The sequence below is a fragment of the Microbulbifer maximicatervae (SeqCode) genome, assembly GCF_052468295.1.
On the sequence record NZ_CP174340.1, the window covers coordinates 2,090,402 to 2,112,847 of the forward strand.

At 50.0% G+C, this 22,446-nt stretch carries 20 protein-coding genes; 7 read left to right on the plus strand and 13 right to left on the minus strand.

Annotated features, from left to right (window positions below):
- Positions 1 to 115 precede the first annotated feature (115 nt).
- Positions 116 to 586 (plus strand): Lrp/AsnC family transcriptional regulator, encoded by a 471-nt coding sequence (locus ACJJIQ_RS09495; protein ID WP_445364457.1) that lies wholly within the window; start codon positions 116 to 118, stop codon positions 584 to 586.
- Between the two features lie 96 nt (positions 587 to 682).
- Positions 683 to 1,852 (plus strand): cation:proton antiporter domain-containing protein, encoded by a 1,170-nt coding sequence (locus tag ACJJIQ_RS09500; protein WP_444897120.1) that lies wholly within the window; start codon positions 683 to 685, stop codon positions 1,850 to 1,852.
- A 69-nt stretch (positions 1,853 to 1,921) separates the two neighbouring features.
- On the opposite strand, the gene ACJJIQ_RS09505 is transcribed toward ACJJIQ_RS09500, so the two are convergent.
- From ACJJIQ_RS09505 to ACJJIQ_RS09515, 3 genes are all read right to left on the minus strand, one after another.
- Entirely contained in the window at positions 1,922 to 2,725 is an 804-nt protein-coding gene (locus ACJJIQ_RS09505; RefSeq protein ID WP_445364458.1) for an amidohydrolase family protein, read from the minus strand.
- Between the two features lie 127 nt (positions 2,726 to 2,852).
- A complete protein-coding gene (gene lepB / locus ACJJIQ_RS09510) occupies positions 2,853 to 3,500 on the minus strand; it encodes a signal peptidase I (protein WP_444897118.1) in 648 nt (215 codons plus the stop codon).
- Between the two features lie 211 nt (positions 3,501 to 3,711).
- Positions 3,712 to 4,566: a LysR family transcriptional regulator gene (locus ACJJIQ_RS09515; protein ID WP_445364459.1), complete on the minus strand. Its 855-nt coding sequence runs from the start codon at positions 4,564 to 4,566 to the stop codon at positions 3,712 to 3,714.
- 185 nt (positions 4,567 to 4,751) lie between these two features.
- On the opposite strand from ACJJIQ_RS09515, the gene ACJJIQ_RS09520 reads away from it, so the two are divergent.
- Together ACJJIQ_RS09520 and ACJJIQ_RS09525 are read left to right on the plus strand one after the other, a co-directional pair.
- On the plus strand, positions 4,752 to 5,429 hold the full coding sequence (locus ACJJIQ_RS09520; RefSeq protein WP_445364801.1) for a sterol desaturase family protein: 678 nt from the start codon (positions 4,752 to 4,754) through the stop codon (positions 5,427 to 5,429).
- 320 nt (positions 5,430 to 5,749) lie between these two features.
- Complete coding sequence (locus ACJJIQ_RS09525; RefSeq protein WP_444913628.1) at positions 5,750 to 5,860, plus strand: hypothetical protein; 111 nt, start codon at positions 5,750 to 5,752, stop codon at positions 5,858 to 5,860.
- Positions 5,861 to 6,278: 418 nt separating this feature from the next.
- Here the strand turns inward: ACJJIQ_RS09525 and ACJJIQ_RS09530 are convergent, their stop codons facing one another.
- The 10 genes from ACJJIQ_RS09530 to ACJJIQ_RS09575 form a co-directional block, all read right to left on the minus strand.
- The gene (locus tag ACJJIQ_RS09530) at positions 6,279 to 7,220 is read right to left on the minus strand and encodes an IS1595 family transposase (protein WP_445362153.1); all 942 of its coding nucleotides are present in this window, start codon (positions 7,218 to 7,220) and stop codon (positions 6,279 to 6,281) included.
- 92 nt (positions 7,221 to 7,312) lie between these two features.
- A complete protein-coding gene (locus ACJJIQ_RS09535) occupies positions 7,313 to 7,726 on the minus strand; it encodes a hypothetical protein (protein ID WP_445364460.1) in 414 nt (137 codons plus the stop codon).
- Positions 7,727 to 7,913: 187 nt separating this feature from the next.
- On the minus strand, positions 7,914 to 8,336 hold the full coding sequence (locus ACJJIQ_RS09540; protein ID WP_445364461.1) for a hypothetical protein: 423 nt from the start codon (positions 8,334 to 8,336) through the stop codon (positions 7,914 to 7,916).
- A 98-nt stretch (positions 8,337 to 8,434) separates the two neighbouring features.
- Positions 8,435 to 8,890, minus strand: a complete 456-nt coding sequence (locus tag ACJJIQ_RS09545; RefSeq protein ID WP_445354376.1) for a hypothetical protein — start codon at positions 8,888 to 8,890, stop codon at positions 8,435 to 8,437.
- Between the two features lie 311 nt (positions 8,891 to 9,201).
- Positions 9,202 to 9,723, minus strand: a complete 522-nt coding sequence (locus tag ACJJIQ_RS09550) for a DUF3592 domain-containing protein (protein ID WP_444912922.1) — start codon at positions 9,721 to 9,723, stop codon at positions 9,202 to 9,204.
- 19 nt (positions 9,724 to 9,742) lie between these two features.
- Positions 9,743 to 10,684, minus strand: coding sequence for an IS1595 family transposase (locus ACJJIQ_RS09555; protein WP_445362153.1), 942 nt, complete (start codon positions 10,682 to 10,684; stop codon positions 9,743 to 9,745).
- A 343-nt stretch (positions 10,685 to 11,027) separates the two neighbouring features.
- The gene (locus ACJJIQ_RS09560; RefSeq protein WP_445364462.1) at positions 11,028 to 11,582 is read right to left on the minus strand and encodes a hypothetical protein; all 555 of its coding nucleotides are present in this window, start codon (positions 11,580 to 11,582) and stop codon (positions 11,028 to 11,030) included.
- A 563-nt stretch (positions 11,583 to 12,145) separates the two neighbouring features.
- Positions 12,146 to 12,610, minus strand: coding sequence for a DUF2489 domain-containing protein (locus tag ACJJIQ_RS09565; RefSeq protein WP_282932600.1), 465 nt, complete (start codon positions 12,608 to 12,610; stop codon positions 12,146 to 12,148).
- Positions 12,610 to 13,539, minus strand: coding sequence for an AEC family transporter (locus ACJJIQ_RS09570; RefSeq protein WP_282932599.1), 930 nt, complete (start codon positions 13,537 to 13,539; stop codon positions 12,610 to 12,612). Before ACJJIQ_RS09570 ends, ACJJIQ_RS09565 begins: the two co-directional genes overlap by 1 nt.
- A 6-nt stretch (positions 13,540 to 13,545) precedes the next feature.
- Positions 13,546 to 14,922 (minus strand): DNA recombination protein RmuC, encoded by a 1,377-nt coding sequence (locus ACJJIQ_RS09575; RefSeq protein ID WP_444893725.1) that lies wholly within the window; start codon positions 14,920 to 14,922, stop codon positions 13,546 to 13,548.
- A 28-nt stretch (positions 14,923 to 14,950) separates the two neighbouring features.
- Here ACJJIQ_RS09575 and murI point away from each other — a divergent pair, with 28 nt between their 5' ends.
- From murI to ACJJIQ_RS09590, 3 genes are all read left to right on the plus strand, one after another.
- Entirely contained in the window at positions 14,951 to 16,012 is a 1,062-nt protein-coding gene (gene murI, locus ACJJIQ_RS09580; protein ID WP_445364463.1) for a glutamate racemase, read from the plus strand.
- Between the two features lie 102 nt (positions 16,013 to 16,114).
- A complete protein-coding gene (locus ACJJIQ_RS09585) occupies positions 16,115 to 18,814 on the plus strand; it encodes a PD-(D/E)XK nuclease family protein (RefSeq protein ID WP_445364464.1) in 2,700 nt (899 codons plus the stop codon).
- A complete protein-coding gene (locus ACJJIQ_RS09590; RefSeq protein ID WP_445364465.1) occupies positions 18,811 to 22,269 on the plus strand; it encodes a UvrD-helicase domain-containing protein in 3,459 nt (1,152 codons plus the stop codon). Before ACJJIQ_RS09585 ends, ACJJIQ_RS09590 begins: the two co-directional genes overlap by 4 nt.
- The last annotated feature ends 177 nt before the right edge of the window (positions 22,270 to 22,446 follow it).

The window sequence follows — 22,446 nt, forward strand, 5'->3', positions numbered from 1 at the left end:
TTTCATCCAATAGCCCCCACACCCACTCGCCCAAATACCGTTAGGGGTAGCCAGGGAGGCAATGCAATCAGCGCAAGGACACAAAACCCCTACCTTATAGGGAGCGCATAGCACTATGTCCTCACTTGACGCGATTGATAGAAAACTTCTTGCGATTCTGCAATCTGACGTCAGCCTTTCGATCGAGGAGCTGGCGGAGCGTGTGGGCCTGACAAAAACCCCATGCTGGCGCAGGGTGCAGAAACTGGAAAAGAGCGGCATCATTCGACGCAAAGTCGCCTTGCTTAGTGCCGAGATTTTAGGACTTCCGGTCTCAGTGTTTGCCCAGGTTAAAACTGACCAGCACACACCTGAGTGGGCCGACAACTTTGCCGAACATATGGCACAGTTGCCAGAGGTTGTGGCTTGCTACCGTATGGCTGGCGACTACGATTACCTGTTGCGAGTGGTAGTAAGCGATATCACGGCCTACGACCGTTTTTACAAGGAGTTAATCCGGCATGTCGGCATCAGCGATATTGTCTCCAACTTTGCCTTGGAACAGATCAAAAGCACTACCGAGTTACCGATTCCATCCGGTGAGTAAAGTCTCAGCGCAACCACTTGGTAGGCACATAGCCCTTTCAGCTGTTCGCACATCTATGGATAATGGTTAAATCTCGCTCACACACAAGGATGGCCTGTGGCGGACAGCTCCCTTTTCCAATCATTTTTCTTGATCTTTAGTGGCGCAGCAATTGTTGCCTCACTGGCTCTTTTTGGACGACAACCACTTCTGGTCGCTTACATCGCTCTCGGTGTTTTACTCGGCCCATCCGGCTTTGCAGTAATCGACAACCTGCGACTTCTATCCGATATGTCCAGCGTTGGGATTATCTTCCTGCTCTTCCTGTTGGGGCTGGATATGCAGCCTCAAGCGCTGGTAGCTGTATTGCGCAAAGCTACATTTGTGGGGGTTGTAAGCTGTGCGATCTTCCTCGGCCTTGGCTTTGGCATAGGCTTGCTGTTTGGATTTACTACCGTTGAATCCTGGGTAATCGGCATGGCGCTGATGTTCTCTAGCACCATTATCGGTATCAAACTGCTTCCCACGACCGTACTTCACCACAAGCACTTGGGTGAACTTATGGTGGGACTTCTTCTTTTTCAGGACTTTGTGGCAATAGTCTGCCTAATGGTACTGCTGAGTGATAACACCGGTGACGAACAGATCTGGCAATTGGCTCTCTCTTTTGGATCGCTACCACTGCTGATACTTTTTGCCTGGCTAATAGTAAAATATATTTTATTACCACTTTTTACCCGCTTTGACCGCTTTCACGAATACGTATTCTTAATGGCACTTGGATGGTGCATGGGAATGGCAGAGCTGGCGGAAGTTGTTGGCCTTTCAAGAGAGATCGGCGCATTTATTGGTGGTATCACGCTGGCTGCCAGCCGGATTTCACAGTACATCGCCCTCAGCCTTAAACCTCTGCGAGACTTCTTCCTGATCCTGTTCTTTTTCAGCCTCGGAGCGCAATTCAAGCTGGCCATGCTGCCCGAAATTCTACTTCCTGCCCTGGTCACAGCCGCCGCAGTTCTGGTAATAAAACCCGTTGTATTTCACTTCCTGCTTGGAAACCGCAGTGAACACAAAGTGCTCTCGTGGGATATTGGATTTCGACTTGGGCAAATTAGTGAATTTTCCCTGTTAATCGCTCTGCTCGCTTATACGCAAAACCTGATTGGCAGCGCAGCATCACATTTAATCCAGGCAACCGCGATTCTTACATTCCTGGTGTCGTCTTACATTGTGGTGATGAACTTTCCCAACCCCATAGCAATCAAGGATGAGTTACGAAGAGACTAAACCTCTTAGCCTCTTCCAATTGAGCAGTTAAGTTAACCGCCAGAATCAACCACAGTGACAGACAGCCGATCAAAGCTTAAACACTCTCTCTGCATTCTTATACAAGAAGAGTTCCGCAACCTCATCACCCAACTCCAGAAGGTGCATTTCCTTTAAACACATCTCCGGTGTCAGCATGGGATAATTAGTCCCGAACATCACCTTATTCTTACCGTGAGACTTGATAAATGAAACCAACTCGCGGGGGTATCTTTTTGGCTTATAAGCAGAAGTATCTATGTAGACATTGGGAAACTTGGTCGCAAAAGCGATCATTTCATTGTGCCAAGGGTACCCAATATGGCCGCAGACAATCTTTAGATCCGGAAAATCGAGAGCAATCCGCTCAATATGAGCAGGACGGCCAGAATCAGAGCTGCGCAACGGCCCGGTAAGACCCACTTGCAAACAAACTGGCACATCCAGCTCAACACAAGCCGCATATAGCGGATAATACAAAGGGTGAGTACAAGGCAACTCCCAGAGCCACTGCACAATACGCAGCCCTTTAAAGTCATGTTCCAAAACGTACTTGCGCAGGGTTTGCACAGCCTCTACTGGCTTTCGCAAGTCCACTGATGCCAGACCGCAAAACCTGTCAGGATGAGTTAAAGTAAGATCCAGTACTTCATCATTGCTTATCAAGGCTCCGCTCGGCCCATGCCAAGCAGAAATCAATGCCTTGGACACATCTGCCATATCCATAGCTGACAGGGTCCACTCAAGGGGCACTTCTTTAAAATCCTGCCCCATCCAGCGCTTCAAAGTGTCAAAGAAAGGTTCAGCAAGAAAACGTTCTGTAGGATGCTGGGCCCAAACATCAATCACTTTCATGCTAGCAACTCCCTGCTATTGAAATCCTTAACCGTGAAGGAGAAGTACTTATCCCCCCTCTATTCTCTGGTAACACAAGTATTGCCAGTGAACAGCTACACCCTTTTAAAGAAATGTTATTGACTACCTACTTGAGAGGCATCGCCACACTACTAAAGAAATCTCTCTCCTTAGAGAAGGAAAACGCTAAAGATGTAACTTTGCCCATAACCCTATCACGATCAACCAAACCCCAATATCTCGAATCCAAGCTATCGTTGCGATGATCTCCCATGACAAAGTACTTACCTTCTGGGATCTCAATAGTCTTCCCAATGTATGGCAATTTCTTATTACCACTAAGCTTGAACTGATGTTCCCTGCCATCAATGACTTCCCTGCCCAGGATGTCCGAACCCACCCCACTTTCCAGGCGATACTCAAGCTGAGCCCCATTAACAAACACATTCACCCCTTCAATACGTAAGCTATCACCAGGGACGCCTATTACACGCTTCACATATAGTTGATCAGTGTGAGGTGGCAAAAAGGTAATAACATCTCCCCTGGAAGGGTTCCCCCATTGTGCAACCTGCTTATTGAAGAAAAATAAAGTTGGCCCATAGCTCGTCTTATCTACCCACAAAAAGTCACCAGGATGAATAGTAGGCTCCATAGACCCACTTGGTACTGGAGACCAATCGGCATACGCTGACTTGAAAAAGTACATAAGAAATAGAAACAATATTGCACCGCGGTTGTTTCTTACCGCACCCTTAAAACTAAACCTGCTCATTCCCTAAACTCCTTTCCCAGGGCAACGCACCACTTAAAACTGATCACTCAGAAATAACAGAACCTCTGAAAACTAAAAAATCAGCCTTTAGCTTTCATTAGGTGGGACATTACCCTTATCAGAACGTTCGAAAAGGATTACCCTATTTGCAGCACATCCGTACTAAAAAAGGGAGCCATAAATATCAAAGGGTACTCGTATTACACAGCGTTTATAAACTCGGATAAAGCTCCAAAATTTTTTCCCTTAGCCATCGATGAGCTGGGTTTGTTGTCTGCGACTTATGCCAGGTGAGCTGAAGTACTACCTTTGGAAATGCCATTGGCAGTTTGAGCATACGTATGGGAAGCTCTTTATAATAGCTTGAAATCATCATTCTTGCTGGTACAACGCCAATTAAATCGGTTGTGCAAACCACATAGGGGAAAGACGAGAGGTGTGGGACTCGTAAACAAATATTACGCTGTAACTTTCTGGGCCTGGCTAGCCTTTCCATTGGAGAGCCCATAGGGTTTCCTCTTAATAGGGATACTTGTGGCAGCGATTGGAATTTTTTTTCACTGATTGTCTCACCCACATTTTTATTATGTTTGCTGACAATAACCACAAGCTCTTCTTCTGCGATAGGCTGGTTAACATAGCTGGGGGAATTGACAGGTAGGTAGTCAATGATTAAGTCTACTTCCCCATTACTCACCATTCTGGCTGTCATTTCTGACTCATCGGGGAGTACAGTAAGCCTTATGCCGGGTGCAAATTCTCGAAGCCATTTACAGAAGCCGGGGATCATCAGAGTTTCCACCACATCGGGCATAACGACGGAGAATTCCTGCTCTGCTTTGCGGTAGTCAAAAGACGTTTGCTGGAAGCCTGAACGGACGGTGTTGAGTGCCTGATGAATAGAGGGGTGCAGTACCAGTGCGCGTTCAGTGGGGCGCAATCCCCTAGCGGTCCGTATAAAAAGCTCATCTTCATAAGTAGCTCTCAACCGCTTGAGGGCAGCACTAACGGCCGGTTGGCTCATATGCAGTTTTACTGCAGCTCTGGTCAGGTTTCGCTCAATCATAAGTGCTTCAAAAACGGGAAGCAGATTTAAATCCAGTGATCTAAGGTGCGTAGACATTATCAACCTGATGAATAATGCATTTAATAATTATTTATTAGACGATACATGATGTCCCTGATTATATTTATCGTCAATAGCATGAAAAACCGTAAATACTATAAAAAGTCAGGTGAAATATGTCGAACATGCATGATACGGCGGCTTTCAGAGAGCAATATAGAGCCTATGCCCATAGCCGCTATAGCGGCTGTCTCCATTTAGGGAGTATTCTACTGATCAGCCTAATCGGTGCTATTTACTGTATTTTTCAAATAAGTGAGCTGAGGGCGCATGAACTGCTAATAATTCCACTGGGAATTCTTGCTTACAACGCTGTAGAGTATGCCGCCCATCGCTGGTCTGGGCATAATAAGTTGAGATTTACCAAACTGTTTTATAAGAGGCATACTGGCGATCACCACAGTTTCTTTTCTGCACCATTGCTGTCTTTTGAATCAACTCGTGATTGGCGTATAGTGCTGTTTCCAATCTATCTAACAGCTGTTATCACTTTTTTTCTGGCTCCACTTTGTGGTTTTTTTCTATCCTGGGTGGCTTCAGGTAATATGGGATATATCACAGCGGCAACCATGATATTAAATCACCTGGCTTATGAGCTAATGCATATCGGTTATCACCAACCCAAGAGTCACTGGTTTCATAAAGTGCCAGTATTTCGTGAGTTAGCCCACTTACACAGAATTCACCATCACCGTAAACTAATGAAAATTTATAATTTCAATTTAACTTTTCCGCTATTCGACCTTTTATTAGGCACTTTCTATTGGGAGCCTCAGGATTCCTTTGACGATTTTCGCGACTGATAGTTTGTAGATTACTTGTACCTTATTACGCACTAGGTTCTGCCTTTGATCTTGATCTTCTTCCTGTAATCTTGCCAGCGTTAACTCTCTGATAATTGGCACTGGCGCATTACCAAAACTTAGAAACTCCTCATGGAAGGCCATGAGATCAAAATTTTTCTAATTTTTCGTTTGATTTCCTCACACAGAGAGAGAATATCTGAGTAATTGGCAATATAGCTGGCTAGCTGTACCTGGCTCAAGGTGACCCGCTGCCACTTGTCTTCAGCTCACTTAAAGTAGAAGCAATTCATGGTAACCGCTTTCCCACAAGGTGCCCCATGAGAGAAACCGTATTTGAGTATATGGAGATAAACTACAATCGAAATCGCCTACACAGCGCCAATGGCTATCTCAACCCTAAGGCGCTTGAGAAACAACTAGTCGCATAGTGGAGTGTCCGTAGTTGACGGGGAGGATCAAAATGCTTCGATCATGCTACTACGAACACAATAAATAGAGGGGGTTTGGTGGTATACTCATAATTCTGCCCCCAAAATCATTGAAATTTTCGTGTGCAGACATAGTTTTGCAGGAAAGGTATTCAGCCGCAGGCTTGCTTTATGAGTAAGACATATCAATCGGGTGCTTTAACATCCAAAGGCTAACTTGTGCGACCAACCTAGTACGATAACAGCCTGCCCCTCAGAAACATAAAGTAGTCTAGGACCTATATGTAACGAATGAAATTTGCCTCCTCATGATCTCTAAGCGCCAACTCTAAACTTCCCAATCCATTACTAATGGCATAATCAATAGCAAGTATTGCCATTTAGCATATAAAGCCATTTAACTTTACCTAATTACCACTTATGCTAAGCCAATTTTTAGCAACCTTTCTGGCATCGGTGGTGTCCGAAGAGAGACGTAAATCAATCTTGGAATGAGTGCCGACAAATCAAACCTCCGATTAAAGCGATATTGAAATTCTGCCAAATAGCGCTGTGCATATTTCGGCCTAATAGCATGGTAAGTGCTACGTAGCGCACTCTTTAAATTACCAAGTACTGTATTTACCCAATAGAACTCAGGCTCTTCAACAGAAGCTCGGCCACCACCACAAACAATTTTGTCATGTACACAACCGGCCTCCTTAATGGCATTGAAGCATGGAAGACCATCTGAGATGACTGTGCTGCCACTGCAAAGGTACTTTTTACTCCAGGTTGAAATTTCACTGCTTTTGAAGCCCTTGATAATTGAGAGCTTAATACGGGTTGGGCGTCCCTCCTTGGTTGTTTCAACGGCCGCCACAAAGGGAGTTTTACCCTTGGCTCCGCGCCCGGGCTTGCATCCAGTACGCTCACCACCGAGATAGGCATCATCTAGTTCAATAAAACCGGACAGTTTGTATCGTTGGTCTCGCTCCATCATCACTTGCATGAGTTTCTGCTTCATACGCCATGCTGCGTTGTAAGAGATACCTAGATGTCGAGATAGCTCCATAGAGGAAATGCCCTTCTTATCCTGAGTAATCAGGAAAATACCGAGAAACCAGGTGGTGAGGGGGAGCTTCGTGGAGTCAAAAATTGTACGAGAGGTAATCGATGTCTGACGCCGACAATGGTTACATTGCTTAAGCTTGCGATAAGCGAGGTCGCAATGCTTGTCATGCCCGCAGTGAGGACAACTAAAGCCATTGGGCCAACGCCACTGCGACAGTGCATCGAAGCACTGTTCCTCGCTGCCGTACATTTTGAGGAATTGGGTCAAACTAATACCCTTCTGAAACTGTACCTTGTTGCGAGCCATGGCGTATTCCCTTGCAGATCAACGAGATAGCTGTATTTATATACAGTTACGCATAACTTAGCAAGAGTGGTAATTAGGTAACTTTATGTAATTTATCTGCTAGCCAATCTTTCAGTACGTATTAGATAAGCCCGCCTATAGACCGCATAACCACCCCAAGCAGCACCTGTTGAAGCAATACAGAAAACCATATAAAAATCAGATAAGATTTGAAATCTTACAAGAAAGCCGACTGCAGCAAGCATACATAGAGCTACTAACGCAGCCCATTTCATTTTCCTAGTAATTACTGCATAACCTCTATAAACAGATGAATGATATAGCCCAAAAATTACAGAAACGGCAATACAAAAAACCAACCCCTCAATATCGAAATTGGGGCTAGCCAAAATCAGGAATGGAAAAAGGCACCCTGAAGCTGATATAATTTTGTCTCCTTGAAAGCCAGCCTCACCCCAAAAAATACTATAAATATGATTCGGATCTCCTTCTGACTCGGTTGACATCTTTACCCACAATGGAATCAAGAAAATGACTCCAAGCAGCCCCAAGATAAGAAGAACAAATAAAACCACCCCAAAAAAAAATAGCAGTCATCACTTAATTCACTCACAACACCTCAACCACCCTTTACAGAGAAGTAGCACAATACGGCATAAACTATCAGGCTACAATTGTAAAGTGTATTGATCTTCAAGAGGGTTCTATATGAAGCCTCCACTCAGGTGAAAAAATTGAGTAACTATAATCCTCTGAGTATTCACTAATATAGCTGTAACCTGGGCCACGCCCAGCTAGCTTGACCAGAAACCGCTGAAAGCTAGCAAGGATGCCAGCACTTCCGTACACCCTTAAAATATTCCGGCTATTCCAATCATCCATTGAAAAGTAATCGTTAGCTTTGTTCTGAAGAGCCGTGAAAAGCTCCTCTTTTGTCTCATCACAAATAATCTCGATTGATATTTCTGACTCAGATATCACTAGCACTGACTCATTTTTCCCAATGGCTTTTCCAACAGCATCAGCGAACAGCAAGTAATCTTCTGACTTCGCACTTAAGACAAGATCATCAATCAATCCATTTGACCGAAACATTTGCCTTACTTCTATCTTCACTATTTTTTACCTAACTCGCTAACATACCCAATACTTTCACTTCAATGTCAGTTTTTTCTGTTAAAGCTTAACGAATTACCACTTTAGCTGCCTAACTTTTATGCATCTTCAAAAACTCGTAGGGCCTTCTCACCCAGCCAAACTACGGTACCTACCATTAAGCAGCTCATGCCGCCACCCAGCACTGAGGTAACTAATGCACTAACACCCTGCACCTGCTCACCGTTTGCAGTGACAGTTCCAAAGCCAAAAAAACCAAGAACTCCGAGAACCAACCATAATAACCCGATGCTGCAACAGCATGCTAAAAAGCAACGTTTAAACGTAAATTGATTTCGGCTTTCATCAATCGCTCCTTGCCGGGGAATTGATCCTGACAGCCCTGCAATCCTATTATTCAGCTCTTGGACTTCCATCTTTTTCTTAGAAAGTTCAGCTTTCAGATTACCATGCCTTTCTGGATATTTTCCCTGGTCCATTCCATCAATGGCTTCTTGTAACTCTTGAATAGTGTAAGTTTCAATTTTTCTCATACTAAATACGGTAGCAACCATAACACTCTATATAAGGGTGGCCGGGGTTTTGGATATTTTACAATCGACCCGGAAGATACCCTCTAAATCATAAACATTTCACATCGACTCTCCAAATAGCTCTTTACAGCATTTCCAGCCCCCTACTTAACAACACATACATTCCTTGAAAAAAACTGGAAGCATAAATCTAGCTTCAGGAAAAACAGGATGTTCACACGAACTACACATAAAACCGAGCTCAGGCGCTTACAAAAAACCAACCGCCCCGACTATCTCAACGCAGCATCCCAAATTAATTTAAAGATCAGGCTCTCAAGATGTAACTTTTCTTAGCGAGTTCGCAACTGGTACATCGATAAATCATACTGCAACAATAAATATCCGTATAAATCTACGAAATAGCTACTCTTAAATAAAACAATTAGAGCAACACCCAAAACTGGCAACAAAGGCACCAAAATGGCACTTAGTCGACTGAACGGTGCCACCTCTAAATATGCAAGACCACTGACTTTTGGGTTAACCCGAACGTCAACAACATCTCCTGGCCGGTATTTTTTGGTAAGGTAAGATTCATATTCCAAACTCGGAAACAGATCATAACCTCGCAAAACTGGCGTTTCGGATTTATACTCTCTTCCTCTAAATTTATAATTGAAGGCAATTATTGCTTCAGTTACCTTTTTTCCATTGGAATCCAATTGATTCAGCAATCGGGAGTGAGTGATCTCTCCAACTACCACAGGCCAATTGCCGAATGTTTTTCGCATCCTCAGATACACAACCGTCTGGAAAAACCCAAATAAAATCATAACCGCAGGAATAAGTAATTGTATAGCTTTAAAGATCATTAATTTACCTAATTACCACTTATGCTAAGCCAATTTTTAGCAACCTTTCTGGCATCGGTGGTGTCCGAAGAGAGACGTAAATCAATCTTGGAATGAGTGCCGACAAATCAAACCTCCGATTAAAGCGATATTGAAATTCTGCCAAATAGCGCTGTGCATATTTCGGCCTAATAGCATGGTAAGTGCTACGTAGCGCACTCTTTAAATTACCAAGTACTGTATTTACCCAATAGAACTCAGGCTCTTCAACAGAAGCTCGGCCACCACCACAAACAATTTTGTCATGTACACAACCGGCCTCCTTAATGGCATTGAAGCATGGAAGACCATCTGAGATGACTGTGCTGCCACTGCAAAGGTACTTTTTACTCCAGGTTGAAATTTCACTGCTTTTGAAGCCCTTGATAATTGAGAGCTTAATACGGGTTGGGCGTCCCTCCTTGGTTGTTTCAACGGCCGCCACAAAGGGAGTTTTACCCTTGGCTCCGCGCCCGGGCTTGCATCCAGTACGCTCACCACCGAGATAGGCATCATCTAGTTCAATAAAACCGGACAGTTTGTATCGTTGGTCTCGCTCCATCATCACTTGCATGAGTTTCTGCTTCATACGCCATGCTGCGTTGTAAGAGATACCTAGATGTCGAGATAGCTCCATAGAGGAAATGCCCTTCTTATCCTGAGTAATCAGGAAAATACCGAGAAACCAGGTGGTGAGGGGGAGCTTCGTGGAGTCAAAAATTGTACGAGAGGTAATCGATGTCTGACGCCGACAATGGTTACATTGCTTAAGCTTGCGATAAGCGAGGTCGCAATGCTTGTCATGCCCGCAGTGAGGACAACTAAAGCCATTGGGCCAACGCCACTGCGACAGTGCATCGAAGCACTGTTCCTCGCTGCCGTACATTTTGAGGAATTGGGTCAAACTAATACCCTTCTGAAACTGTACCTTGTTGCGAGCCATGGCGTATTCCCTTGCAGATCAACGAGATAGCTGTATTTATATACAGTTACGCATAACTTAGCAAGAGTGGTAATTAGGTTAATTTATGCTCCTAATATCGTGAGCAGCGGCGGTCTATTCTGGAAACTTTATGCGTGCCGATTGCAATGAATCTACAATGCAAAATACATATTTGGCATCCTACAACAAGGCTCACAACCGATACATTATCAATCACGGCCCTCCCAAATTGGGAAGCCGAATTACATTTGAGAAATTTTTGACTTTTGCGGAAGATAATCAACCACCAGCGATCAAACTCACGCTGCACCATTAGCCTGAGCACTCAAAATGCTCTACCCTGTTATAATCCGGACTTGTCTCTATCCTTCTTGCGGAGTTCTATTAACTCCTCCAATCTCATCAACTTCCTTTCATTCCTTTCCACGAAGTACTCTATTAACTTTAAATTATCTTTTTGCCACGCATCCATATGCAGCTGTGTTGCTTTCATCGTCACTTCATTTATACGATCTAGCTTTTTAAAAACTGGCCTTTGATTAATCTCCCTTAACTCCAGCAACTCTTCATAAGTGAGCATTGAAACAATATTATTAACTAGTAATTCCTCAAGCTCCTTGGGGTCGAACTTAAATACATTGGAAGACACCACATCCATGTACAACTGTTCTTCCATGGCAACAATTTCCGGCGACACTTCACTAACCCCATAGAGAGGCTCATATAACTTTATAAAGTCCTCTCTTTGTTCATCGAAGAGTTCTTTGAGGTCTGCAGATTCTTTTTTGGCGACATCATCGATAAATATTTCTCGAGCCAAATCTTCACTTGATTGAGAAAAACCTACCCCCGGTATACACAGGCAGAATAGAAATATATTCTTAATAACTTTATTCATTTGACATTTAACTTAAAACTTCGACCACATACTTTTCAATAACCGCACCCACCGATAAAATTATATGGGCACCCAAATCTCATCACGCCCTACATTTCATACCTGGTTAAGCCTCAGAAAATAGAGGCTTTAATAAATAGAAGATATTGACGATAGAGTCACAGGGCAGATAGATAACATCGGCTCGACACCTACCCACTTCCCCCACCTTAGAAAACCTGCAAACTTCATTGAAAATCAATGAGTTAGCCAATTTCAAAATAGTGCAAACCAATGAAGTTGGTTTTGGCTTTAGGTATCTTGAGCGGATTAGGCTAAAAACCTAGCTTGATGTCAACCTATAAAAATATGGAGATGTAGTCGATGCTGGCGTTTACAGCTGATGGCTGGTGAATTAATTGGAATATATTTTTATGAATTAGATATTTTATAAAAAAGCAATCTGGTTCCGGCAGCAGATTGATTAGGAGGGAATACTTCACCTGATTTCAACGAGCAGATTTCTGCTCGTTGAAACATACATAAATACTCAAGTCTAATGAGTCACTTTTCAGTTTCCAGATTCAAAAAGAACGCCCCAAAATCCGCTTGGCAGCATCCATCGCAAAATCCTTATAGTCCGCCTCTACTTGCGCCATCTCCAACTCATATTTGAACTGTTCTTTACGCGGCAGTTCTTTCCAGTCTTTGAGAATTGGGATATGACTGGTTTTCTCTGCGATGGTGTAGAAGGCCACAAACTCTTCACGGACTTTATCTTCCACCTGAAGCGCATCCAATAGAACGCGAATACGAATCGAAGCTTCGGTAAGCCCTACTCCATCATCCAACAGGGTGCGGGCAATAATCTGGATGCTGTCGTTTACTCTTTCGCGCTGATCTTCGGCAGCTTGCTCTAGCTCCGCCAGTTGTTCGGCCTGTTTCTTTTGCGCTACTGATAGTTTGCGCAGATAGTAGCCAGCCACAATAGCGAGAGCAAAAATGATTACTGCTGCAAGAATAAGCAACCAGGTTGGGAAAACGGTCATTAAAAGTACACCTTAAGCAATGCCAGCCCGATACTGGCAGTAACAACAGAAAGCAATGTGCTGAGCCCCACAATATTCGCCGTAAGCTGGCTATTCCCGCCCATCGCATGGGCCATTACAAAAGCCGAGATCGCACAGGGAGCACCCGTCATCAGGATCAAATATCCCAAGTACTCAGGGCTCATGCCCAATGCCAAACCAATCAACAGGCAGACAATCGGGGCAACAACCAGTTTAAGTAATGAGGCCGCCAGCGCCGTAGGGGAACTGCGCATCAGTGTTCGCATTTTCATGCTGGCACCAATACAAATAAGCCCCAATGGCAAGCCCACAGATGCAAGATACTGAATGGTATCGTGCAGCACCTCCGGCAACCTTACAGCCAACAAACGGCACACAATGGCTGCGATTACACCGAGGATAAGAGGGTTCTTGACCAGCTCCCACAGCATCACCCGCCAGCCAAATTTTCTGTCCTTATTGTAAAGCACGAAAAGAGCGACGGCGATAACATTAAACTGAATCGTAAGTGCCGCTACCAACCCTGCGGAATTGGAAACACCCTCACTTCCGTAGGCTTTTTCGATCCAGGCAAGGCCGACAATCGCCACATTTCCACGAAAGGCTCCCTGGATAAATGCACTGCGATCCATTGGCGCTACCGGCCGTGCCAGCAACCATGCCAACGGGAGCATTACAAAAGTGCCGAGAACCCCTGCTACCAGTAGGTCTATTTCTTGCGCGGGGCTGGTATCCGAGGAATAGATATTAATAAAAAGCAATGCAGGCAAGGCTACGTGGAAAACAAGCCTTGAAGCATCATCAATAAAGCTGTCCCGAACTATCCCTTTATACTTGAGCAGGTATCCGCCAATAATCATCAGGAAAATCGGCCCTGTGACTGATAGCGCGAATACAAGATTTTCCATAAAAAGTTATTCTTCCGCAGCAGTTTCCTCAGCCTGTGGCAATCCCTTTACCTCAGGCTGATCCGCTCGCTCCCTTAAGTCCGCAGAGATCTGTTTACGGGTTTTAGCACCCAACTTACGCAAGCTGTCGATACGCTTCACCGCATTACCACGCCCTGTCGCCAGTCGCTTGTAGGTCTGCTGGTAGGCGTCATCCGCTTGGCGCAGGCGGTCACCAAGAACATCCAGTGACTCCAGCACCATAGCAAACTGATCGTGCAGCTTGCCGGCTTCGTCAGCGATTTTTTCCGCGTTCTTGTTTTGTTTCTCGTAGCGCCAGATATTCTCGACGGTGCGCAGGGTCGCCATCAGGCTGGTGGGGCTCACCAGGACAATTTGCTTCTCATACGCGAAACGGAACAGGTCCGGGTCCGCTTGCATAGCCAACATATACGCAGCTTCAATGGGCACGAAAATAAAGACGAAATCCAGGGTGCGCACACCCTCCAGCTGCTCGTAGGCTTTCTTGTTAAGGCCGGTGATATGGGCGCGCAGGGAATTCACATGCTGTTTCAGGGCTTGGGTGCGCTCCTCATCGGTTTCCGCCGAGCTGTAGCGCTCGTAGTCCACCAGGGAGACCTTGGAATCGATAATCAGGTCTTTGTTTTCCGGCAGGCGCACAATCACATCCGGCTGGCGCCTGCGGCCATCGCTCGTCAGCGTTACCTGGGTTTCGTACTCGCGACCCTTCTGCAAGCCGGACTCCTCCAGCAAGCGCTCCAGCACTACTTCCCCCCAGTTACCCTGAATCTTGCGGTCACCTTTTAGGGCTGAAGTCAGGTTCAGGGCCTCATCACTGATGCGCTGGGTTTGCTCGCGCAACGCTTTAATCTGCCCCAGCAGGCTGTTGCGCTCGGCATTTTCGCGATCGTAGACATGCTCTACTCGTTTACGGAAATCCCCAAGCTGACGCTCCAACGGATCGAGACTTTTGCGCAGGCTGTCCTCACTGCGGCGCACGAAGCTCTGCTGCTTCTCTTCAAAAATCCGGTTGGCCAGATTCTCGAACTGCTCACCCATGGCAATACGCATTTGCTCCATCAGCTTGCGCTGCTCCGCCAGGGCCGCCTCCCCTTTTTCTACCAACACTTGGCTTCTCGTGAGCTGTTGCAGCTTGTCCGCCAACTCGGTACGCAGGGATTCCACCTCAACCCCAAGTTGGGATTCCCGCTCGCGGCTGCTATCAATACGCGCCTGAGCCACCTGCAAAGCGGCTTCGCTTTGCAATAAAGCGCGGCGGCTACTGGCTCGTGCCAACCAAAACACCAAGCCCAACAGAAACAAGATGGCAACAGCCGCCATCACCGCATGATCGGCATTCAATTGCAGCGGGAACGCTGGCATAGAGTAGTACTCCCAGACCTGGAAAGAGGTGGATAAATCAGGATTTTGCCAGGAGCCTCGCCCACTGGCTGCCCGGGAAACCGCCCAGGCGAAAGCGCCATTCTACCAGCTTGCCCCTGGAAAGTACCCCGCGCCAGCCCGGCCGATAACCTCAGTATCAAGGGATAGGTTTGCGCCCGAGAAGACCCAGCGGGAATTTTTACGGGGTTTTAGGTATTCTTGGAGGATTGGTTTCGATGTTGGTACTCCAGAACGCATGCACAAACACAGCGCCCACCCAGATAGCCCAGCCCCCAGCGCCCTGATCTTTGATTCCGGCGTGGGCGCCGTCAGCATTGCACGGGAAATCCGCCGCCTGATGCCGGGCCTGACCTTGCACCTGGGTGTGGACAACGGCTTTTACCCCTACGGTAATAAAAGCGAAGAGGAACTGCGCCCGCGGATCGTCCAGCAGGCCCAGGCCATGATGGAGCACTGCGGTGCCGATATTTTAGTGGTGGGCTGCAACACCGCCAGCACCCTGGCCCTACCCCAGCTGCGCGAATCACTGAAGAAACCCGTAGTGGGCGTTGTGCCCGCGGTGAAACCCGCCGCTGCCGCCAGCCGTTCCCGCACTATTGCCCTGATTGCCACCGAAGGCACCGTCAATCGCCGCTATACCCGCGAGCTGATCGAGCAATTTGCCAACGGCAACCGGGTAATTAATGTCCCCGCACCGGAGTTGGTGCATCTGGCGGAAAGCAAACTGCGCGGCGAAGCCATCACCGCAGAGGATTTGGAGCCGGTCTTGCACCGCGTATTCCACACCGCCGGTGGCGACCAAGTGGATATTGCCGTATTGGCCTGCACTCACTTTCCCCTGCTGCGAGAAGAACTGGACCAGTTCGCCCCCCGCTCAATCCAATGGCTGGATTCCGGTGAAGCCATCGCCAGGCGCGTGCGCTGGTGGCTGGAAGAACTTGAGCTGATGCTGCCGGATGCTCCAAACACTGGCCGTCTGATCACCAGCACGGTGGACCTAACCGGCAATATAGAACGGGCCTTCCGCGAGTTCGCCCCAGTTGCCGAACCCCTCGCACCTAACCCCTAACAACAAGCCATTAAATGATGAGAACCGCGCAACAGAGTTGACAGCTCCGTCACAAACCGCGACCGTTCCCCGAATAACAAGCCCTAACCGGTACCCGAATTCATGCTGAAGCCGGCATTTCCCGCTCTCGAAATATTTGCGCAGCTGCCCCCTGGCGGACTGCTGCTCACCCCCAACAACCGTTTGCGCAACCGCTGCCAACAGGTGTTTGCCGCGCAGCAGTCGCCCGGTGCCTGCTGGATGCCGCCGCCGGTGGAGTCCCTGCGCAGCTGGCTGGACAAGCTCTGGTTCCAACTGCAACAGCGCAACTGGCAGCCCGCCTTGCAACAGGTATTGAATCGCGAGCAACGGCAATTACTCTGGCAGCGCGCCCTGGATGAATCCCTGGACCGGCAACTGCTCAACAGCCAGCAGTTGTGCCGGGATGCCGATAGCGCCCTGGCGCAGCTGCTCCAATGGCAGCTGATTTCCGATCTCTCGCAAATAGATGAAGCGCTAACTCCCCTACTGGAACAGTTCGCACTCTCTATGCGCAGCGACGAACTGCCGCTGTGCGCCATGATCAAGGCCTTTGCCACTGAACTTCAGGCCCACAGCGCCATCACGCCAGACCAGCGCGATCAATTGATCCTGCGTGCATTCCAAGAAGGCATTCTGGAACCCGTCGCGCAAATTGATACCGCCGGCTTTGCCCAGATTTCGCCCCTCGCCAATGCCCTGATTCACGCAGGTGCCGCAGCTGTAAATGAAAGGCCGGGACTCACCCAGCAGAGTGAACTATCCGTATCCGCCTGCGCCGATTTGGATGAAGAGCTCTACCAAGCAGCTCTTTGGGCCGGACAAAAGCTCGCCGAAAACCCCGGCCACAGCGTTGGCATAGTGGTGAATAATCTGGGCCAGTGCCGCGCTCAGGTGGAAGCGGTATTTTCCCGCGTGCTCGAACCCCAATACCTGGACCCGCAGCAACCGCGCTACACACTGCCGTTTAACTTCTCCGCCGGTACGCCCCTGGCACAGACACCAGTCGGCAGCGCCGCCCTGCAATTGCTATCGCTACTGCAAGACGAATGGGATTACCCCCAATTGCAAAATATCCTGTTCAGCCCCTTCTGGGGTGACGACAGTGAAACCTGGCTGCGCAGTGCCCTGTTCCGCCGCTTACAAAAACTGGAACTGCGACGCATCGACGGCGCAACCCTGCGCTACTGGGCCGAGCGCAGCGCAGAAGTCCTCCACTTGGAATCACCGCAACTGCCCCGCCAGCTGGAACAAATGGCCGAACGCGCCCGGCGCTGGCAGCGAGCGCCCACTGAAATTTGGGCCGCGCGTTTTTCCGAAACACTGACAGCATTAAATTGGCCCGGCAATCGCAACCCGGACAGCCAGGAATACCAGCAGCTGATGCAGTGGGAATCCATCCTGGAGGAGTTCGCCGCACTCAGTGCCTGCGGTGGCAACCTTACTCTCACCCAGGCCCTGCAATTGCTGCGTCAAATTGCAAGCCGCACCCCCTTCCAGGCGGAAACCCGCGATGGCCCCTTACAAATTCTCGGGGTACTGGAAGCCGGCGGCCTCGCTTTCGATCACCTGCGCCTGGTCGGCTTCGGCCAACAGCAGTGGCCGCCGGCACCGGCACCCAATCCGCTGCTGCCGATTCAATGGCAAAAACACTGGAAAATGCCCCGCGCCAGCGCCGAGCGGGAACTGGAACTGGCCCGCGAACTCACCGCCGACCTGCAGAATGCCAGCGGCGATATCGTCGTGAGTTACACCTGTGAAGAAGACGGTGTGCAGCAGGGACTGAGCAGCTTGTTTGAAAGCCCACAACAAGCCCAACACTTTGCCGAAGGCGCCCTGCACATTCACTACAGCCAACTGGCGCAAGCCTGTCAGCTGGAAAAAATCGAAGACAAAAAGCTACCGCCACTCACCCCCGCCGAATGCGAACGGGTGCGCGGCGGTGCCTCGGTGCTCAAGGCCCAGGCCCTGTCCCCGTTAAATGCGCAATTGCGCTTCCGCCTCGGCGCCACCAGTTTTACCCAACCGGATATCGGCCTCGGCCCCGCCGAGCGCGGTAATGTGGTGCACCAGGTACTGGCGGAATTCTGGCAACAGTGCGGCACCCTCGCACAACTGCAAGCTATGGACGATGAGCAACGCCAAGCGCAAATCGAACGCGCAGTAGAGCGCTCCCTCGGCAGTGTGCGCAAAAAATACAATCACCTGCCGATCGGATTTTGGGCCATGGAAAAGCAGCGCCTGGAGCGCCTGCTGCAACAATGGCTGTCCGTCGAACTGGACAGGCCCAATTTCTCCGTAGAAAAAGTCGAATGGGAACAAGCCGTGGAAATCGGCGGGCTGCACTTTAACCTGCGCCTGGACCGGCTGGACCAACTCGCCAGCGGCGAGCAACTGGTGATCGATTACAAAACCGGCGTCCCCAGTATTCGCGACTGGCTTACCCAGCGCATCCGTGAACCCCAGCTGCCCCTCTACGCCCTATTCCAACCAGATGCCCATGCCATCGCCTTCGGCCAAGTGCGCAACGGCGACTGCAAATGGAATGGCTGTGGAGATTTGGAGCACCCCATCGCCGGCATAAAAGCCGTGGGCGATACCGAAAAGGAATCCCCCTACGGCACCTGGAGCAATCTGGTGGAGCACTGGCGCTACAGCCTGGAATCCCTCGCCACCGAATATCGCAGTGGTGTAGCCACCCTCGACTTTGATCGCCCCACCGATAACAACAGTGAACTCTGGCCCCTAAACCGCTGGCCGGAAAGGGAGCAAATAACCGAATGAACGAAGTCGTGACCACTCCCGCCCTGCGCCGCCCCATCGATGCTGACGCCCGTAGCCAAGCCCTGGATATCAGCCGTAGCTTTGCCGTGTCTGCCCCGGCGGGCTCCGGTAAAACCGGCCTGCTCACCCAGCGCGTATTAAAGTTGCTCGCCGCCTGCCAGCAACCGGAAGAGGTGCTGGCCATTACCTTCACCCGCAAAGCCGCCGGTGAAATGCGCGAGCGCCTCATCGACGCCCTGCACAGCGCCCGCGACCAAGCCCGGCCAGACAACCCCCACGATGCCATCACCTGGGATTTAGCCCGCGCCCTGCTGGAGCGGGATCGCGAACTGGAATGGGAACTGCTGCAAACTCCCCAGCGCCTACGCATTCAAACCATCGACGGCCTCTGCCGCAGCCTCGCCAGCCAACTGCCGATCGAGAGCGGCCTGGGCGCACCGGGCGAACCCCTGGAACGCACCCAAATCGCCTTCGAACTGGCCGTAGTGAACCTGCTCAAACATCTCGATGGCGAAACCCCAGACGCAGACCTACAGCAGCTACTGCTCCACCTGGACAACGATCTCGGCCAACTCAATAAGCTGCTGCGTATTTTGTTGGACAAGCGCGAGCAATGGCTCGGCCCACTTTTGAGCGTTAACTTCGACGGCGCCCAGGATTATTTCCATTTTGTTATCGACGAACTGGTGGCAGAAAAGCTGCAAGACCTCACCACAGCCCTCGGCAGTTATGCCGGGGAACTGCTGGAGCTGGCCAGTTATGCCGGCGGCAATTTACAAAAGGAAAACCCCAGCCACGGCCTGTGCCTCTTCGCCGAACTGGACGATTTCCCCAGCGCAGACAGCAGCGGCCTGCCCGCCTGGCTCGCCCTCTGCAGCCTGCTCCTCACCACCACCGGTGATCTGCGCAAAGGCGGCGGCATCAATAAAAAACTCGGTTTTGGCCTGCCGGATAAAAAAGACCCCGAGCGCCCCATCGCCGAAGAATACAAACAGCGCATGAAAGACCTGCTGGCAGAACTGGCCGGCAACGAACCGCTGTTATCCGCACTGCGGGAAGTGGGCAAGCTCCCCAGCGGACTGCAACAGAGCCAATGGCAACTACTGCAAGGGCTCGCCCAGGTACTGCCCAAATTGGTCGCCGAATTAAAGCTGGTCTTCCAACAGCTGGGCGCCACCGACTATACCGAAGTGGCCCAAGCCGCACTGATCGCCCTGGGCGATAGCGATAACCCCACAGACCTGGCCCTGAAACTGGATCTGCAAACCCAGCATATTCTGGTGGACGAGTTCCAGGACACCTCCCACACCCAGCTACAACTGTTGGAAAAACTCACTGCCGGCTGGCAGCAGGGAGACGGCCGCACCCTATTTATTGTCGGCGATGGCATGCAGTCCTGTTACGGCTTCCGCAATGCCAACGTGGGTATTTTCCTGGATGCGCGCAATCGCGGTATCGGTGAAGTCTCCCTGGAAGCCCTCGACCTCCAGGTTAATTTCCGCTCCGAAAGCGCAGTGGTGAACTGGGTCAACGAGACTTTCCAAAGGGCCTTTCCGCAAGCGGACAATATCGGTCGCGGCGCCGTGCGCTATCTGCAATCCGAAGCGTTTAAAGGCAGCAAATGGGCCGAGCCCTCGGTGAATTTTTACGGCTGCATTGGTGACGAAGACCGCAACCGCGAAGCCACCCAAGCGGTTGAACTGGTGCAGCAATTACAAGCGCAAGATCCAGAAAGCCGCATCGCCATTCTGGTGCGCAAGAAAAAACACCTGCAAAAAATTCTGCCGGCCCTAAGTACTGCCAATATCGCCTTCCAGGCCCCAGAGCTAGCGCCACTCGCCAGTAAAATGGTGGTGCTGGATTTACTCAGCCTCACCCGCGCCCTGCTCGACCCCAGCGACCGAATCAGCTGGCTGGCCGTACTCCGCGCTCCCTGGTGCGGACTGCAACTGCCAGACCTTTACACCCTGGCCAACTGGGGCAATGGGGATATCACCGTAACCGATACCAGCGCACGCCCATTATTAATGGCCTTGCAGGAAGTGGAAGATATCGCCCTGCTCAGTGACGAAGGGCGCGCGCGGCTTGCCCAAGTGGCCCCCAAACTGCTGCACGCCTGGCAACAGCGCGGCCGCAAACCCCTGCGCACCTGGATTGAAGGCCTCTGGCTGGAACTGGGCGGCCCCGCTACCGTTGCACAAAAATCTGACCTGAATAATGTGCAGGATTTTCTGCAATTATTAGAAGCCTTCGATACCGGCGGCGCCATTACCGACTGGCAACAGTTCACCCTGGCCCTGGAACAGCTCTACGCCCGCCCCGCCCAGGATGCCAAAGTGCAGGTGATGACCATTCACAAATCCAAAGGGCTGGAGTTCGAACACGTACTGATCCCAGGCCTGGATCAGGGCGGAAAACCCGGCAGCGACCAACTGCTGCGCTGGAGCGAATGGCTCAACCGCGAAGGCGAAAGCCGCTTCCTCCTCGCCCCCAAAAATGCACGCGGCGGCCAGGACCCGGTGTTTGAATACCTGAAGCACGACAACAGCGAGCGCGAACGCCTGGAAGGCACCCGCCTGTTGTATGTAGGCTGCACCCGCGCCATCCGCTCGCTGCATCTTTTGGCCTGCATCAACCGGGATGAAAAAAAGGGCCACCTAAAAAGCCCCGGCAGCGCCGCCCTACTCGCCGGCATCTGGCCCAGTGTTTTGCACCACCAGGAAAGCGACTGGTGCCATTGGCTGGAAGCGGAAGAAGCCCTGCTAAACCAGGACGAAGCCAGCAGAGATCACGACTACCTGCTGCGCCTGCCCCACCAATGGCAACCCCAAGCTATGCCCCGGCAGGAATGGCTGGCCCAATACCGCATGCCAGACTACCAACCCAAAACTGAGGAAGAAGACAATATTCCCGAACTGGGCCAGGTAGCCCTGCGCTGGTTAAAACACGCCGGCACCGTAGCCCACGAAACCCTCGCCACTATTGCCGAGACCAATATCAACGACTGGACACCCAGCAAACTGGAAGCCCAACGCCCTCTATGGCAACTGCGCCTGAAACAATTGGGGCTATCCGCCACCGGCCTGGACCGCGCCACCGAGAAAGTGGAGATCGCCGTACGCAACAGCCTCAACTGCCCCACGGGCCGTTGGCTATTGGATGGCTCACTAAGGGAATCCGCCTGCGAACTGGAACTCCACAGCGGCGGCCGACAGTTACGGCGCTCTATTGTGGACCGTACCTTTATCGATAACGAAGGTACCCGCTGGATTGTCGATTACAAAACGGCTGAGCCCAGTGGTGAGGAAAGCCAGGAAGAGTTTATTGCGGCTCAGCTGGAGCAGTACCGGAATCAGCTGGAGAATTATCGGAAGCTCTTTTATGCGCGGGGAGAGCGGAATATTCGGTGTGCTTTGTATTTTCCGTTGATGCAGAGGTTGGTGGAGTTGGATTAGAGTACGCTAGGCATGGTGCAGGGCTGGTACCTGCACTTCCTACAAAGTGTCAAGAGATAAGCCATCTTCAACACTGTGCCTAACCTTTATATTTTCCCATCGCTCGTGCTTCGTTGACAATGTGAAATAGTCATAAGCTTTACTCGATCGCACCTTAGACACCTTCGAGTATCACTT

Bases quoted from the DNA above. Each gene is read 5' to 3' on its own strand.
- ACJJIQ_RS09515 (WP_445364459.1), bottom strand. From the start codon at position 4,566: ATGATTGAGCGAAACCTGACCAGAGCTGCAGTAAAACTGCATATGAGC.
- ACJJIQ_RS09555 (WP_445362153.1), bottom strand. From the start codon at position 10,684: ATGGCTCGCAACAAGGTACAGTTTCAGAAGGGTATTAGTTTGACCCAA.
- ACJJIQ_RS09530 (WP_445362153.1), bottom strand. From the start codon at position 7,220: ATGGCTCGCAACAAGGTACAGTTTCAGAAGGGTATTAGTTTGACCCAA.
- ACJJIQ_RS09585 (WP_445364464.1), top strand. From the start codon at position 16,115: ATGCTGAAGCCGGCATTTCCCGCTCTCGAAATATTTGCGCAGCTGCCC.
- ACJJIQ_RS09545 (WP_445354376.1), bottom strand. From the start codon at position 8,890: ATGGTTGCTACCGTATTTAGTATGAGAAAAATTGAAACTTACACTATT.
- ACJJIQ_RS09570 (WP_282932599.1), bottom strand. From the start codon at position 13,539: ATGGAAAATCTTGTATTCGCGCTATCAGTCACAGGGCCGATTTTCCTG.
- ACJJIQ_RS09520 (WP_445364801.1), top strand. From the start codon at position 4,752: ATGCATGATACGGCGGCTTTCAGAGAGCAATATAGAGCCTATGCCCAT.
- ACJJIQ_RS09575 (WP_444893725.1), bottom strand. From the start codon at position 14,922: ATGCCAGCGTTCCCGCTGCAATTGAATGCCGATCATGCGGTGATGGCG.
- ACJJIQ_RS09550 (WP_444912922.1), bottom strand. From the start codon at position 9,723: ATGATCTTTAAAGCTATACAATTACTTATTCCTGCGGTTATGATTTTA.
- ACJJIQ_RS09560 (WP_445364462.1), bottom strand. From the start codon at position 11,582: ATGAATAAAGTTATTAAGAATATATTTCTATTCTGCCTGTGTATACCG.
- ACJJIQ_RS09535 (WP_445364460.1), bottom strand. From the start codon at position 7,726: ATGTCAACCGAGTCAGAAGGAGATCCGAATCATATTTATAGTATTTTT.
- lepB (WP_444897118.1), bottom strand. From the start codon at position 3,500: ATGAGCAGGTTTAGTTTTAAGGGTGCGGTAAGAAACAACCGCGGTGCA.
- ACJJIQ_RS09565 (WP_282932600.1), bottom strand. From the start codon at position 12,610: ATGACCGTTTTCCCAACCTGGTTGCTTATTCTTGCAGCAGTAATCATT.
- ACJJIQ_RS09525 (WP_444913628.1), top strand. From the start codon at position 5,750: ATGAGAGAAACCGTATTTGAGTATATGGAGATAAACTACAATCGAAAT.
- ACJJIQ_RS09590 (WP_445364465.1), top strand. From the start codon at position 18,811: ATGAACGAAGTCGTGACCACTCCCGCCCTGCGCCGCCCCATCGATGCT.
- ACJJIQ_RS09495 (WP_445364457.1), top strand. From the start codon at position 116: ATGTCCTCACTTGACGCGATTGATAGAAAACTTCTTGCGATTCTGCAA.
- ACJJIQ_RS09505 (WP_445364458.1), bottom strand. From the start codon at position 2,725: ATGAAAGTGATTGATGTTTGGGCCCAGCATCCTACAGAACGTTTTCTT.